Source organism: Bogoriella caseilytica, from assembly GCF_003752405.1.
In the GTDB taxonomy this organism is placed as follows: domain Bacteria; phylum Actinomycetota; class Actinomycetes; order Actinomycetales; family Actinomycetaceae; genus Allobogoriella; species Allobogoriella caseilytica.
In genome coordinates, this window is the sequence record NZ_RKHK01000001.1 from 528031 (window position 1) to 542673 (window position 14643).

Consider the following 14643-nt stretch of genomic DNA (forward strand, 5'->3'; position numbering starts at 1 on the left):
CCGGCACGGTCCGTGCTCCTGGCCGCTACGCTCAGGCTGATGTCGCTCGAAGGCCCCCACTCTCTCTCGCTACGGCAGCGGCTGCGCCGCGGACAGTCTCTCCGCGCGCTGCTCGCCGAACTGTTCCGCTTCGGAGCGGTGGGCGCCGTGGCCTTCGTGGTGGACGTGGGGCTCTTCAATCTGCTGCGTTTCGGGCCGGGCGGGCTACTGGCCGATCAGCCGCTGACCGCCAAGACGCTGGCGGTCAGTGCAGCAATGCTCACGGCCTGGCTCGGGCACCGGCTCTGGACCTTCTCGCGCACCCGCCGCCACCGCCGTGGCTCGGAACTGGTTCTGTTCGTGGCGGTGAATCTCGCGGCCATGGGGATCGCGGTGGGTTGCCTGGCCGTGAGCCACTATGTGCTCGGCTTCACCTCGGCCCTGGCGGACAACATCTCCGCCAACGGCGTGGGGTTGGTGCTGGGCACCGCGTTCCGGTACGTCTGCTACCGCTACCTGGTCTTCGCGGAGCCAGCCTCAGCGGCGCCTGCGGCGCCGGCCAACGGTGACGAGGCCACCCTGCGGTAGCACGACATCGGGGTCGAGCGACTTCGGCAGAGCGTTCAGCAGCACCTGGAAGATCGGCGGGCGGCGCTGGACCAACTCCAGTCGCCCGCCATCGGCGGCCACCAGATCCTTGGCCAGCGCGAGGCCCAGGCCGGTGCCGGATCTGCCGGAGACGTGCTTGGTGAAGATGTCGGGAGCGAGCTCGTCGGAGACGCCCTCGCCCTCGTCGCTGATCTCGATGAAGACGCTCGCCCCGCCCCCCTGCCCGGTGGTGCGGGTGCGCACCGTGGTGGTGCCGTCCCCATACTTCAGAGAGTTCTCGATGAGCGTGGCCAACACCTGGGCCAAGGAGCCGGGCGTCGCGAGCACGGGTACTCCGGCGGCGTCATCGAGCACCAGTTCCCGGCCGGCCTTCTTGAAGGCATTCGTCCACTCGGCGGACTGCTGTTCGAAGATTTGATCCAGGTGCACGGCCTCCGTGGTCCCCCCGGAGTTCGAGCGTGAGGTCCTCAGCAGATCCTCCACCACGCCGGTGAGCCGCTCGAGCTGTTCCAGGGAGACCCGTGCCTCCTCCTGCACCTCATCGTTCTCCGCCATCAGCATGATCTCCTCCAGGCGCATGGACAGCGCGGTGAGCGGAGTGCGTAGCTGGTGGGAGGCATCGGCGGCGAATTGCCGCTCTGCAGCCAGGCGTCCGGCCACGCGCTCCGCGGAGCGCACCAGCTCGGCACTGACCAGATCGATCTCCTCGATGCCGGAACGTTCCAGGCGGGGGCGCGCCTGACCGGAGCCGAGTTGCTCGGCGGAGGCCGCCAGGTAGACCAGCGGTTTGGACAACGTGCGGGCTTGATGGCGTGCGACCAGCACTCCGACCACCAGCGCCAAGGTGGCCCCCGCGGCGATCAGCGCCACCACCTCGGCCACTTGGATCCGCACCGCGCCGGCCGGGATGTCCATCTGCACGCGTGCCCCCGACGGCGTGGTCTGCACCTCGCGCAGCACCGTGCCGGAGAGCTCGGGACCGGCGCGGTACTCGTCACCATCGGGGCCGGTGACCATGATGAAGGCCTGGTGCTCGCCGCCCACGAGGGCCTCGACCATCTCGGCGTCGAGTTCCTCGTTGTCCAGCAGCCGGCGCTCGACGATGCGGGCCACCTGATTCGCGCGGTTGGCGAGATCCGAGCGCTGGTTCTCCCAGACGAAGATCCCGCCGAAGATCGCCATCGGCACACCGAGGATGAGGACCGCGATGGTCACCGCCACCACGATCATCTGCACAGTCCTGCGCCTCATCCGCGCCTCCTACGCACACATCGTGGTGAATCGGGGAGCAACTACTCCCCGGAGGTCTCGAAGCGGAAACCCATCCCCCGCACGGTGGTCACGTACTTGGGGTCGTTCGCGTCATCGCCCAGCTTCCGGCGCAGCCACGACACGTGCATGTCGAGGGTCTTGGTGGAGCCGGTGGGGTCCGTGCCCCAGACCTCGCGCATGAGGGTTTCGCGGGAGACCACCGAGCCGGCATCGCGCACCAGCACGCGCAGCAGGTCGAACTCCTTGGCCGTCAGGTGCATCTCGCGGTTCCCGCGGAAGGCGCGGTGCGCGGCGACGTCCACCCGCACGTCCTTCGCGGCGAGCTCGTCGTCCTCGGTGACCTCACCACCGGCACGCCGCAGCAAGGCCCGCACGCGGGCGAGCAACTCGGCGAGGCGGAAGGGCTTGGTGACGTAGTCGTCCGCGCCGGCATCCAGCCCGACCACCAGGTCGACCTCGTCGGCGCGGGCGGTCAGCACCAGGATCGGCACGCTCAGGCCCTGAGAGCGGATGTGCCGCGCCACGTCCAGGCCGTCCATGTCCGGCAGGCCGAGGTCGAGGACCACGAGGTCCACGCCGTCGGCAAGATCGTTGATTGCCCCCTGGCCAGTGGTGTGGGGACGCACTTGATAGCCCTCACGGCCGAGCGCCCGAGCGAGGGGCTCGGCGATGGCGGGGTCGTCTTCGACGAGCAGCACAGTGGTCACGTCTCGGAGTCTAGGCCAAATCCTCAAGAGCGGGTCAAATGATGGCGTGGTGCCGGGAGTGACGATGACCTCTCTACCGCGCCAGGGCGCGCCTGGTGCGTGATGCGCCTCAACGTGGAACGCGGCGCAACTCGATCGGGGTGATCTCGCCCAGCCCCTGCAACTCCGCGGCCGCGCGCGGGACCATGGTGTAGCGCCCGGCCGCCGCGGGGTGTTCGGACAGCGTCTTCGCACTGGCCGAATCGGTGAGGATCGCGCCCGGGGGCGCCACATCCGTCAGCCGGGAGGCGAGGTTGACCGTGGAACCGAAGATGTCGCCGTTGCGGGAGAGCACCCCGCCCCACACCACCGAGGAACGCACCGGCAACATCTCTTCCTCCGCCTGCAGGGCCGAGAGGAGCTCGGCAGCCACCTCCGCACCGGTGGCCATGTCATCGGCCACGTAGAGCACCGCGTCGCCGATGGTCTTGACCACGCGGGCACCGTGCGTGGTGATCACGTCACGCGAGGTGTACTCAAAGGTCTGCACCAGGTCAGCGAGCGCCTTGATGCCGAGCTCAGCGGAACGGCGCGTGTAGGCGACCATGTCCACGAAGCCGACGGCGCGGGTCAGGGGCATCGGCCCGCCCGCCTCGGGCGTGGAGCGCACCGAGGCCACCTCGTCCTCGGTGCGGACCATGAGCGCTGCGAGCTGACGCCGCCAGCTGTAGGTGAGCTGGGACTGCAGCACATCCACCATCTCGGGAAGCCGGTCCAGGATCACCATGCGCGCGGAGGGATCGTCGAGTTCGTACATCCTGGCCGCGCCGTCCACCAGCGCTTCGGTCTGCCACAGCACGAGGCGGTCGGTGGTGTGGGACTGGGCGCGCAGCAGGGAGATCGCCGTCGTGGTGTCGATCCGCCCGGAGGCGATCAGCTCGGCCATCACCTGCAGGGCCTTGACGTCGATGTCGCGGAAGACGATGCCCTCGTCCGGCACGTTGGGAAAGCCCATGGCGCGCCAGAAGGCCCGGGCGAAGTCGACCGTGGTCCCCGCCTTCTCGGCGAGGTCGATCAGCGTGTAGCGCCGTGAGCCGTCGAGCAGTTGCTCGACCGCATCGCGCACGGACGAGGACTCCCCCGCCCGGTAGCTCTCGTCCAGGCCGTCGTCGCCTGGCATATCGGAGGTCTGGCTCACACTACAGAGCGTAGTGGTTCCTGCGCCGGCACCGGTAACACCCTCACCATCGGCGCAGGTGGCGGACATCCCCGGCGTCGATGACGACCTCCGTCCCGCCGCTGTCGATCACGAGGCGGCCGGTCTCATCGAGGCGACTGGCCGTCCCCACCACGTCGTCGCCGGCGGGGCGCTCCAGGCGTACTCGCATCCCGAGGGTGCGGCATACCGCGGAGATCTCCTCGCGCAGCGCCGCAGCTCCCCCGGCAGCTTCCCACCTCGCCGTCACCGCGAGGAGCTCGCTGCGGACGGCCTCCAGGATCACCTCACGATCGGGATCCGCAGCGCCGAGGATCGCGAGAGAGGTCGCGCTCGGGACCGGGAGCTCGCTGCTGCGCTGACCCAGGTTGAGGCCCACGCCCACGATCGCCGCCTGATCGGGCAGCAGCCCTTCCACCAGGATGCCCCCGAGCTTGCGATCGCCCCCGAAGCCGTCGATCTCCTCGGCTACATCGACGGCGAGCAGATCGTTCGGCCATTTCACCGCGAGCTCCACCCCCGGCACGAAGGGCACCAGCGCCCGCTGGACCGCAAGACCGGTGAGCAGAGGCAGCCAGGTCCAGTCCGCGACGGGCACCGCGGGCCGCAGCAGGATCGAGACGGTCAGGGCCACGCCCGCCGGCGTCTCCCACACGCGCCCAGCCCGGCCCTTGCCGGCGAACTGGTGGTCGGCCATCAGCGCGGAGCCATGCGGCCAGGACTCGGGCTCGGCCAGTGCCGCGGCGCGCAGTTCGTCATTGGTGGATCCGGCGCGCGGGAGGCGCCGGACCGGGAAGTTCTCCATGGCGCCACTTAAGGCGAGTTGTGCACTCTCCACAAGCACCCGGGCGCGAACACACCAGAGTCCGGCATCCAGGCGTAGGAGTACGACAACTATGGTGGCCGGGTGACCGAGAAGCCGACCACCGCTGCCAAGCTCGCCGATCTCCATGACCGGCTGGAGCGCGACATCACCGCCCCGGCCGAGGCCGCCGCTGCGAAACAACACGCTCGCGGCAAGCAGTCCGCCCGCGAGCGCATCGACGCGCTGCTCGACCCGGGCTCCTTCACCGAGATCGATGCCTTCGTGACCCACACCTCCACGCGCTTCGGCCTGGAGAAGAAGAAGGTTCCCGGCGATGGCGTGATCACCGGCTACGGCACCATCGACGGCCGCCGCGTGTGCCTGTACTCGCAAGACTTCTCCGTCTTCGGCGGTTCCCTGGGTGAGGCACACGGCCGCAAGATCACCAAGGTGCAGGACATGGCGCTCCGCACTGGCGCACCACTGATCGGGATCTCCGACGGCGGGGGCGCCCGGATCCAGGAGGGCGTGGCGGCGCTGACGCAGTTCGCCGAGATCTTCCGCCGCAATGTGGCGGCCTCCGGGGTGATCCCGCAAATCTCGCTGATCCTGGGCCCCAGCGCCGGTGGTGCGGTGTACTCCCCGGCACTGACCGACTTCGTCATCATGGCCGAGGGCACCTCGAACATGTTCATCACCGGCCCCGACGTCATCAAGGCCGTCACCGGTGAGGATGTGGGCTTCGAGGAACTCGGCGGCGCGGCCACGCATCACCGGACCTCCGGGGTGGCGCACTATCAGGCCAGCGACGAAGAGGACGCCATCGAGTACGTGCGCGCGCTGCTCTCTTACCTGCCCGACAACAACCTCTCCGAGCCGACCGTCTACCACGCGGACACCTCCCCGGAGGCTGCCGTGGAGATCACGGAGGAGGACCGCGAACTCGACACCTTGGTGCCGGACTCGGACCACCAGCCCTATGACATGCGCACCGTGGCCGAGCACGTGGTGGATGAGGGCGAACTGCTCGAGATCCAGCCCGGCTACGCGCCCAACATCGTGACCGCCTTCGCCCACGTCGAGGGCCACTCGGTGGGCATCGTGGCCAACCAGCCCCAGCAGATGGCCGGCACCCTGGACATCAATGCCGCCGAGAAGGCCGCGCGCTTCGTGCGCACCTGCGACGCCTTCAACATCCCGGTGCTCACTTTCGTCGACGTGCCCGGTTTCCTCCCCGGGGTGGGCCAGGAGCACCAGGGCATCATCCGCCGCGGCGCAAAACTCATCTACGCCTACGCCGAAGCCACTGTGCCGCTGGTCACCGTGATCACCCGCAAGGCCTATGGCGGTGCGTACATCGTGATGGGGTCCAAGCAGCTCGGCGCCGACATCAACCTCGCCTGGCCCACCGCGCAGATCGCGGTCATGGGCTCCGAGGGGGCGGTGAACATCCTGCAGCGCCGTTCACTGAAGGCGGTGGAGGAGGCCGGCGGCGACGTCGAGACCGAGCGCCAGCGCCTGGTGGCGGAGTACGAGGACGCGCTGGTGAACCCGTGGGACGCCGCCCAGCGCGGGTACGTCGATGCCGTCATCCCACCCGCGGAGACTCGGGTGCAGATCGTGAAGGCGCTGCGCGCGCTGCGCACCAAGCGCGCCAGCCTGCCGGCCAAGAAGCACGGCAACATCCCCCTCTGAGGAAGCCGCCCATGACGAACGACGAGATCCCTGCCGTCCAGGTGCTGCGCGGTGGGCCGGACGAGGTGGACCTCGCCGCGCTGACCGCGGTGCTCTCCGCCTATCAGGCCGCCCAGTCCGCGGCTCCGGCCTCCGAGCCGGCGCGACCGGATCACCGTGCCGCCCCGGTCAGCGCGTGGAGTTCCCGTGCGCGCGGTCTGCGCCCGCCGGTCCATCCCGGGCCGGGCGCCTGGCGCTGGTCGCGTCCGTGACCGGCTCGGCGCGAGCAACCCCGGCGTGACCTCCCCGGCGTGACCCTGGAGGCGGGGCCGGGCTAGCCTGCTCCGCGTGAGCAACACTGCGCCCGAAACCCGCTCCGCGACCGCCACTGACGCCGTCGCCGAGTCCTATGTCACCCAGCTGGCCGCACTCGATCCGATCCTGGCCACCGATCTCGGCCTGGCGGGCCACGATCACCGGCTGCCGGATCTCTCGCCGTCCGGGATCGCCGAGCGGGCCGAACTCCACCGCGCCACACTCGGTGAGCTGGAGGCGATCGAGCCCGAGGACGAGGTCGACCGGATCACGCACGCCGCGATGCGCGAACGCCTGGGCCTGCAGCTCGAACTCTTCGACGCGGGTGAGCTCCACCGGGAGCTGAACATCATCTACTCGCCCGTGCAGACGCTGCGGGAGGTCTTCGACCTCATGCCCACGGCCACGGCCCAGGACTGGGAGAACATCGCCCAGCGACTCTCGGCCATCCCCGAGGCCCTGGCCGGCTACCGGGAGTCTCTTGAGCTGGCCCGCGAGCGCGGGCACGTGGCAGCCCGCCGCCAGGTGGAGGCCTGCCGCCTGCAGGCGCTGGAACTGGCCGAGGCCGACTCCTCCTTCTTCACCAGTTTCACCGCCGAGGCCGAGCCTGGCGGTGAGGAGCCGGCAGAGGAGCTCACCGCAGCACTGACCGAGGGGGCAGCCGCCGCCCGCGAGGCCTACCGCATGCTCGCTCTGCACCTCGAGGAACTCGCCGCCGACGCCCCCGAGAAGGACGGCGTCGGCAAGGAACGCTACGCCCTGTGGTCGCGCTTCTTCCTCGGCGCCACCGTGGACCTGGAGGAGACCTACGAGTGGGGCCTGGCCGAACTCGACCGGATCATCGCCGAACAGGAGGCCACAGCGGCCGAGCTCTACGGCGAGGGCACCGGGGTCCGCGAGGCCATGGACCGGCTGGATGCCGATCCCGCACGCAAGCTCGAGGGCACCGAGGCCCTGCGGGAGTGGATGCAGGCCACCTCGGATGAGGCGATCGAGGCACTGGCGGGGAGCCGCTTCGACATCCCGGAGCCGGTGCGGCGTCTGGAATGCCTGATCGCCCCCACCCAGAGCGGCGGCATCTACTACACCGGCCCGAGTGCCGATTTCTCCCGGCCGGGCCGCATGTGGTGGTCTGTGCCTTCCTCCGTCACCGAGTTCTCCACCTGGCGGGAGAAGACCACCGTCTATCACGAGGGCGTGCCGGGCCATCACCTCCAGGTCGGGCAGACCGTCTACCGCTCCGGTCTGTTGAACTCCTGGCGCCGGATGGCCTGCTGGGTCTCCGGCCACGGCGAGGGATGGGCGCTCTACGCCGAACGCCTGATGGCCGATCTGGGCTTCCTGGACGATCCCGGTGATCGCATGGGCATGCTCGACGGGCAGCGGTTACGGGCGGCCCGCGTCGTCCTCGACATCGGCGTCCACCTGGGCAAGCCGATGCCGCAGCGCTGGAGCCAGTGGGGCACGGGCACCTGGGACCAACCCAAGGCGTGGAAGTTCCTCCAGGCCAACGCCAACATGGACGAGGACTTCCTGGCCTTCGAGCTCAACCGCTACCTGGGTTGGCCGGGGCAGGCGCCGTCCTACAAGGTGGGCCAGCGCCTCTGGGAGGAGTTCCGGGACGCCGCCGAGGCGGACGCCACCCGGCGCGGCGAGAACTTCGATCTCAGTGCCTTCCATCGCCGCGCACTCGATGTCGGCTCAGTGGGTCTGGACGTGCTGCGCGAGGCGCTGCGGTGAACGCTTCCGCCGTGCGCCTGCTGCTGGCCTCGGCCTCGCCCGCTCGGCTGGCGACCCTGCGCTCAGCGGGCATCGAGCCCGATGTCGCGGTCTCGGCGGTGGACGAGCCGGCCGTTCTCGCTGCCGCCCAGCAGGAGGTGCGCCAGGCCGGCGAGGAGCCGCTCAGCGCCGCCGAGCAAGTGTTGGTGCTGGCCCGCGCGAAGGCCGAGGACGTCCTCACCCGGCAGGTGCTCACCCCCGAGCCGGCAGGACTGCGCCTGCGCCACCGTCCCCGCCCGGACTTCGTGCTCGGCTGTGACTCCATGCTGGAAATCGACGGGCCTCAGGGCGTGATGGTGGTGGGCAAGCCGGAGGATGCCACCGCTGCGATCACGCGGTGGCAGGCCATGCGCGGCCGTTCGGGCGTGTTGCACTCCGGGCACTACCTGGTGCGCACCGCCGACGGGGAGGCCCGCGGGGCGACGTCCTCGACCACCGTGCACTTCGCCGACCTCAGCGACGCCGAGATCGAGGCCTATGTGGCCACCGGTGAACCGTTGCGAGTGGCCGGAGCCTTCACAGTCGATGGCCTCGGCGGGCCCTTCGTGCGCGGCCTCGAGGGCGACCATCACGGTGTGGTGGGAGTGAGCCTGCCCCTGCTGCGCGAGATGCTCGGCGAGCTGGGCACCTCCTTGACCGAGCTGTGGTCACCGGCTCACCGCGGCGCCTCATCCCACCGGCGTGACTTGTGACACTCCCACAACCTACGGCTCCGTAACCGCGATCGAGGCGGGATCTGTTGTACGGTTCCTCCAACCACGGCCCCGCGCCTCCTGCTTGGTCGGACAGACTTCCCGGCCACGCCAGCCGGGAGCTTCGCCTCTCGCATGGCTGGCCGATAGTGTCGTGCGGTCCCTGCCCTGCGTGGCGCTTCCGAGCGGTACGAGAACCCTCCCGAGGAGAATCCTGATGTCGAGTGCCCGGTCTGGCTCCGCCGCGTCAGGGAGATCCCGCCCGGGCACCATCACCAAACTCCTCATCGCGAACCGCGGCGAGATCGCCGTACGGATCATCCGCGCCTGCGCCGACGCCGGCATCGCCACCGTCGCGGTCTACGCCGACTGCGACCGGGACGCCATGCACGTCACGATGGCCGACGAGGCCTACGCACTCGGCGGGGACCGCGCTGCGGACACCTACCTCGATGCCGAGAAGATCCTCGCGGCGGCGCGCCGCTCCGGAGCCGACGCTATCCACCCGGGCTACGGCTTCCTCTCCGAGAACGCCGACTTCGCCCGCGCCGTGGACCGGGCCGGCCTGGTCTGGATCGGCCCGCCCCCGGCGGCCATCGAGGCCCTCGGCGACAAAGTCACCGCGCGGCGCATCGCCCAATGGGTGGGCGCGCCGCTGGCCCCGGGCACCACCGACCCGGTCTCCAGCGCCGAGGAGGTGCTGGAGTTCGCCGACGAGTTCGGCCTGCCGGTCGCGATCAAGGCGGCTCACGGCGGTGGCGGCCGCGGGCTCAAGGTGGCCCGCACCCGCGAGGAGATCCCCGAGCTCTTCGACTCCGCCGTGCGGGAAGCCACCGCGGCCTTCGGGCGGGGCGAGTGCTTCGTGGAGCGATTCCTGGACCGCCCACGGCACGTGGAGACCCAGTGCCTGGCCGATCACACGGGGAACGTGGTGGTGGTCTCCACCCGGGACTGCTCCCTGCAACGCCGCCACCAGAAGCTGGTCGAGGAGGCGCCGGCCCCCTTCCTCAGCGCCGAGCAGGAACGCATCCTGGTGGAGTCCTCCCAGGCGATCATGCGCGAGGCCGGCTACGTGGGCGCCGGCACCTGCGAGTTCCTCGTCGGATCCGACGGCACCCTCTCCTTCCTCGAGGTCAACACCCGCCTGCAGGTGGAGCACCCGGTCACCGAGGAGGTCACCGGCATCGACCTCGTGCGCGAACAGCTGCGCATCGCCGCCGGTGAGGAACTCGGCTACACCGAGGTCACCACCACCGGCCACGCCATCGAACTGCGCATCAACGGCGAGGAACCGGCGGCCGGATTCCTCCCGGCGCCCGGCCAGATCACCGCACTGAACTGGCCCGGCGGCCCGGGCGTGCGGATCGATTCGGGCGTCCGCGCCGGTGACGTCGTGACCGGCGCCTTCGACTCGATGCTCGCCAAGATCATCGTCGTGGGCGCCACCCGTCAGCAGGCACTCGAACGTGCCCGCCGTGCCGCCGATGAGGCCCAGGTGGACGGCATGCCCACCGTCTTGCCCTTCCACCGCGCCGTGCTGCGCGAACCGGAGTTCACGGCCACCGACGTCGAATCCTTCGCCGTTCACACCACCTGGATCGAGTCGGAGTACGCCGACCGGGTGCGCGACCTCCCCACCAGCTCCACCGGCGGTCACGCGGCGCCCACGAGCCCGCAGCGCGGAGAACGCGTGGTCGTCGAGGTCGAGGGCAAGCGCCTGGAGGTCGTGCTCCCCGAAGGCCTGGGCACCGGATCCGCCAACGGTGCCGCGCACGGCGGCGCCCGGCGTCGCCCCAAGCGCCGATCCGCGGCTGCGGCGGCCGCCGCCAATGGCGAGGCACTCTCCTCCCCGATGCAGGGCACCATCGTCAAACTCGCGGTCGAGGAGGGGCAGGAGGTCGAGGCCGGAGACCTCATCGCCGTCCTCGAGGCCATGAAGATGGAACAGCCTTTGGCGGCGCACCGCTCGGGAACCGTGGCCGGTATCGCCGCCGCGCCGGGACAGTCCGTGACCGCCGGCGAAGTCATCTGCCAGATCACCTGAGGCCCTCGCGCCGCCGTCCGTGCCAGGCTAGACAAGTGAACGAACACTCACCCCGACCTGCCGACCCACGCGCGCAGCGCCTGCCCGGCGACGGCTGGGTCGAGTGCTCCTGCGGCGCGCGGCACTGGGGCTTGCACGGCGCTGCCGGCTTGATGCTCTGGCGCGCAGCCGGGGCCGGCACGGTGGACGTCGTCTTGCAGCACCGCGCGCTGTGGTCGCATCACGGCGGCACCTGGGGGCTGCCGGGCGGCGCGATCGCCACCGGTGAGAGCGCCCTGGAGGGCGCCGTCCGCGAGGCCACCGAGGAAGCCGGCATTGACCCCACCGGGCTACGCGTGCACGCCACGCGACGCCTGACCCACCCCGACTGGAGCTACACCACGGTCCTGGCCGAGGCCACCGCCGACCAGCAGGTCAGCGCCACGGATCCGGAGAGTCTCGACATCGCCTGGCGGCCTCTCGCTGACACTGCAGATCTGACACTCCTGCCCGCCTTCGCCGACTCCCTGGCCGAGCTGAGCGCCATGACCCGGCGCCTGGTGCTGGTGATCGACGGCGCGAACGTGGTGGGCTCACGCCCCGACGGCTGGTGGTCCGATCGCGCCGGCGCGGCCGTGGCCCTGCGGGACCACCTCGGCACGCTCGCGGCCCAGGGCTTGCGCGCCGCCGACGTCGGCCTGCCCGGGGAGCGCTGGTACCCGCACATCGTGCTGGTCACCGAAGGCCGGGCCCGCGGGGTGGGTTCCGTTGCCGGCGTGGAGGTGATCGAGGCTCCGGGCGAAGGTGATGACACCATCACCGCGCAGGCCTTAGTGCACGCGGCCGACCCGCGCAACGAGGTCCTGGTCGCCACAGCCGACCGCGAACTGATCGGGCGGGCCCGCCAGGCCGGTGCCCGTCCACTGAGCCCGCGACTCGTGCGCCACTGAGCGCAGCAGCTATCCCGCTGACTGCCGTCTCGCCCACCGGCATCCCGACTCCCCCCTCACGCTGACTGCCGCCTATATCCGCCAATGCCGGGCGCGCGAGCGGCAGCGGCTGCATCGAGCGGCAGTCACCGGAGGGGGCGCAGCGAAGGGGCGCAGCGAAGAAGCGCAGCGAAGAAGCGCAGCGAGCGGCAGTCAGCGAGAAGCGCAGCCAGGAGACGCAGCGAGGGGGCGCAGGGAGAATCGCGTCGCTCCAGCGCCTACCCTGGGGCCATGACCGATCGCACCGCATGGGGCCATGGCCTCGCCACCGTCACAGCATCCGGCGACGTCCTCGACGTCTGGTACCCCGCTCCGGCCCTGGGCCGGGCGTCAGCGGATGAGCCACCTGCCGACCTGGCCGACCTCACCGGCGAGGACACGGCCCGCGGCGTGCGCACCGAGACCGTGCGCACCGAGATCGATCTCGACGCCGCGCCGTCCTCGGCGGCTGACGCCTACCTGCGCCTGCACCTGCTCTCCCACCGCCTGAGCGCCCCGAACACGCTGAATCTGGATGGCCTCTTCGGCCAGCTCACCAACGTGGTGTGGACCTCGGCCGGCCCTTGCGCCGTCGAGGGCTTCGAGCTGGTCCGGGCCCGCCTGCGGGCGGCGCACGGCCAGGTCACCGTCTACGGCGTCGACAAGTTCCCGCGCATGACCGACTACGTCACGCCCCCGGGCGTGCGGATCGCCGACGCCGGCCGGGTGCGGCTCGGCGCCCATCTGGCCGAGGGCACCGTGGTGATGCACGAGGGATTCGTGAACTTCAACGCCGGCACCCTGGGGCGCTCCATGGTCGAGGGCCGCATCTCCCAGGGCGTGGTCGTCCGCGACGGCGCCGACATCGGTGGGGGGGCCTCGATCATGGGCACGCTCTCCGGCGGCGGGAGCGAACGCATCGAGATCGGTGAGCGCTCCCTACTGGGGGCGAACTCCGGGGTGGGTATCTCCCTGGGCGCGGACTGCGTGGTCGAGGCGGGGCTCTATGTCACCGCCGGCACCAAGGTCACCGTCCACTCCGACGGCGGCTCCCGGCTGATGTCCGCCCGCGAACTCTCCGGGGTGGACAATCTGCTCTTCCGCCGCCACTCCACCACCGGCGTCGTGGAGGCATTGCCCCGCAGCGGGGCCGGCATCGCGTTGAACGCGGACCTGCACAGCTAGCCGCAGCGCCGCAGGCCTCGCGGTTGACGTGTGCCCGAGCGCAGCACGAAGCCCCCGCATCCTGAGGATGCGGGGGCTGACGTGTCTAAGCGGGTGGGGGCTCAGCGCTCCGCGACGGCCACGTAGTCCCGCTCGGTCGCACCGGTGTAGACCTGGCGCGGGCGCCCGATCTTGGTGGCCGGGTCGGTGATCATCTCAGCGAACTGCGCGATCCAGCCGGGCAGGCGGCCCAGCGAGAACAGCGGCGTGAACATCGTGGTGGGGAAGCCCATCGCCTTGTAGATCAGGCCGGTGTAGAAGTCGACGTTGGGGTAGAGCTTGCGCGAGATGAAGTACTCGTCCTGCAGCGCGATCTCTTCCAGGCCCATGGCGATGTCGAGCATCTCGTCCTGCTTGCCGAGCTTGTCGAGCACATCGTGGGCGGCCTTCTTCACGATGGCGGCGCGCGGATCGTAGTTCTTGTACACCCGGTGGCCGAAGCCCATGAGGCGGACGCCGTCCTCCTTGTTCTTCACCTTGGTCATGAAGTCCGAAGCATCGCCGCCGGAGCTCTGGATGTCTGCCAGCATCTCCAGCACGGCCTCATTGGCGCCGCCGTGCAGCGGGCCGGAGAGCGCTCCGACGCCGGCCGAGACCGAGGCGTAGATGCTCGCGTGGGCGGACCCGACCATGCGCACGGTGGAGGTGGAGCAGTTCTGCTCATGGTCCGCGTGCAGGATCAGCAGCATGTCCATGGCCTTGACCACGTCGGGGTCGACATCGTCCTGGCCGAAGGTCATCCGGAGGAAGTCCACGACGTAGTCCGAGGACGGATCCGGGTCGAGCACGGGCTCTCCCGCAGCGTGGCGCGCCACCGCCGCGACAATGGCGGGCACCTTGGCGAGCAGGATGATCGAGGCCTGGCCACGCTGTTCCGCGTCGCGGGGGTCCAGAGTGTCGAGGTGGAAGGCGGCCAGCGCGGAGATCGCGGCCTGCAGCACGGCCATGGGGTGTGCCCCGGCCGGTGCGGTGGCCAGCAGCTGCTTGACGCCCTCATCGAGCTCGCGGTGCCGGTCGATCGCCGCGGTGAAATCGGTCAGGCGCTGCGCGTCGGGCAGCTCGCCGTAAATGAGCAGGTAGGCGACCTCGAGGAAGGTCGATGCCTCAGCCAGCTGCTCGATGGGATAGCCGCGGTAGCGCAGGATGCCTTCATCGCCGTCGATGTAGGTGATGGACGACTGCGTGGACGCGGTGTTGACGAAGCCGGTGTCCAAGGTGACCAGGCCGGTGGACTTCAGCAGCGCGGAGATGTCGACGGCATCGTTGCCCTCGACGGCGGGGATACGGTCGAAGGTCAGCGACGTACCGTCCACCTCGAATGTGGCGGCGCCGGCCTTGGACTCTGACATCTGGTTCCTCCTCGAACGGCACCAGTGGGCGCCTCGTGGCGTGACCCGTTCT

13 protein-coding genes are annotated in these 14643 nt (G+C 70.2%); 8 read left to right on the plus strand and 5 right to left on the minus strand.

Annotation, left to right across the window (positions count from 1 at the left end):
• Positions 1–39 precede the first annotated feature (39 nt).
• The gene (locus EDD31_RS02355) at positions 40–567 is read left to right on the plus strand and encodes a GtrA family protein (protein ID WP_123302738.1); all 528 of its coding nucleotides are present in this window, start codon (positions 40–42) and stop codon (positions 565–567) included.
• Here EDD31_RS02355 and EDD31_RS02360 read toward each other — a convergent pair.
• The 4 genes from EDD31_RS02360 to EDD31_RS02375 all read right to left on the minus strand — a co-directional run bounded on the left by EDD31_RS02360 (position 517) and on the right by EDD31_RS02375 (position 4567).
• Positions 517–1839 (minus strand): ATP-binding protein, encoded by a 1323-nt coding sequence (locus tag EDD31_RS02360; protein WP_123302739.1) that lies wholly within the window; start codon positions 1837–1839, stop codon positions 517–519. The two genes, EDD31_RS02355 and EDD31_RS02360, sit on opposite strands and share 51 nt — an antisense overlap.
• A 41-nt stretch (positions 1840–1880) precedes the next feature.
• Entirely contained in the window at positions 1881–2567 is a 687-nt protein-coding gene (locus EDD31_RS02365; protein WP_123302740.1) for a response regulator transcription factor, read from the minus strand.
• A 109-nt stretch (positions 2568–2676) separates the two neighbouring features.
• The gene (locus EDD31_RS02370; RefSeq protein ID WP_170163157.1) at positions 2677–3744 is read right to left on the minus strand and encodes an adenylate/guanylate cyclase domain-containing protein; all 1068 of its coding nucleotides are present in this window, start codon (positions 3742–3744) and stop codon (positions 2677–2679) included.
• Positions 3745–3787: 43 nt separating this feature from the next.
• Positions 3788–4567 carry a biotin--[acetyl-CoA-carboxylase] ligase gene (locus EDD31_RS02375; RefSeq protein ID WP_170163158.1) on the minus strand — a complete coding sequence of 260 codons (780 nt, stop codon included), beginning with the start codon at positions 4565–4567 and terminating at the stop codon, positions 3788–3790.
• Positions 4568–4669: 102 nt separating this feature from the next.
• Between EDD31_RS02375 and EDD31_RS02380 the strand changes: the two genes are divergently transcribed.
• From EDD31_RS02380 to dapD, 7 genes are all read left to right on the plus strand, one after another.
• Positions 4670–6262: an acyl-CoA carboxylase subunit beta gene (locus EDD31_RS02380; RefSeq protein WP_123302742.1), complete on the plus strand. Its 1593-nt coding sequence runs from the start codon at positions 4670–4672 to the stop codon at positions 6260–6262.
• An 11-nt stretch (positions 6263–6273) separates the two neighbouring features.
• Complete coding sequence (locus tag EDD31_RS02385) at positions 6274–6513, plus strand: acyl-CoA carboxylase subunit epsilon (protein WP_123302743.1); 240 nt, start codon at positions 6274–6276, stop codon at positions 6511–6513.
• A gap of 76 nt (positions 6514–6589) precedes the next feature.
• The gene (locus EDD31_RS02390; RefSeq protein ID WP_123302744.1) at positions 6590–8296 is read left to right on the plus strand and encodes a DUF885 domain-containing protein; all 1707 of its coding nucleotides are present in this window, start codon (positions 6590–6592) and stop codon (positions 8294–8296) included.
• Complete coding sequence (locus EDD31_RS02395) at positions 8293–9027, plus strand: Maf family protein (RefSeq protein WP_123302745.1); 735 nt, start codon at positions 8293–8295, stop codon at positions 9025–9027. The genes EDD31_RS02390 and EDD31_RS02395 overlap by 4 nt, the downstream gene beginning before the upstream one ends.
• Positions 9028–9244: 217 nt before the next feature.
• Positions 9245–11071: an acetyl/propionyl/methylcrotonyl-CoA carboxylase subunit alpha gene (locus EDD31_RS02400; protein ID WP_123302746.1), complete on the plus strand. Its 1827-nt coding sequence runs from the start codon at positions 9245–9247 to the stop codon at positions 11069–11071.
• 35 nt (positions 11072–11106) lie between these two features.
• Positions 11107–12000, plus strand: a complete 894-nt coding sequence (locus EDD31_RS02405; RefSeq protein WP_211336035.1) for an NUDIX hydrolase — start codon at positions 11107–11109, stop codon at positions 11998–12000.
• A gap of 270 nt (positions 12001–12270) precedes the next feature.
• Positions 12271–13203, plus strand: a complete 933-nt coding sequence (gene dapD / locus EDD31_RS02410) for a 2,3,4,5-tetrahydropyridine-2,6-dicarboxylate N-succinyltransferase (RefSeq protein WP_123302747.1) — start codon at positions 12271–12273, stop codon at positions 13201–13203.
• A gap of 101 nt (positions 13204–13304) precedes the next feature.
• Here dapD and EDD31_RS02415 read toward each other — a convergent pair whose 3' ends face one another.
• Positions 13305–14591 carry a citrate synthase gene (locus tag EDD31_RS02415; RefSeq protein WP_123302748.1) on the minus strand — a complete coding sequence of 429 codons (1287 nt, stop codon included), beginning with the start codon at positions 14589–14591 and terminating at the stop codon, positions 13305–13307.
• Positions 14592–14643 lie beyond the last annotated feature (52 nt).

Coding starts and splice junctions, on each gene's coding strand:
- EDD31_RS02400 (WP_123302746.1), top strand. CDS start 9,245: ATGTCGAGTGCCCGGTCTGGCTCCGCCGCGTCAGGGAGATCCCGCCCG.
- EDD31_RS02355 (WP_123302738.1), top strand. CDS start 40: ATGTCGCTCGAAGGCCCCCACTCTCTCTCGCTACGGCAGCGGCTGCGC.
- EDD31_RS02375 (WP_170163158.1), bottom strand. CDS start 4,567: ATGGAGAACTTCCCGGTCCGGCGCCTCCCGCGCGCCGGATCCACCAAT.
- dapD (WP_123302747.1), top strand. CDS start 12,271: ATGACCGATCGCACCGCATGGGGCCATGGCCTCGCCACCGTCACAGCA.
- EDD31_RS02385 (WP_123302743.1), top strand. CDS start 6,274: ATGACGAACGACGAGATCCCTGCCGTCCAGGTGCTGCGCGGTGGGCCG.
- EDD31_RS02360 (WP_123302739.1), bottom strand. CDS start 1,839: ATGAGGCGCAGGACTGTGCAGATGATCGTGGTGGCGGTGACCATCGCG.
- EDD31_RS02415 (WP_123302748.1), bottom strand. CDS start 14,591: ATGTCAGAGTCCAAGGCCGGCGCCGCCACATTCGAGGTGGACGGTACG.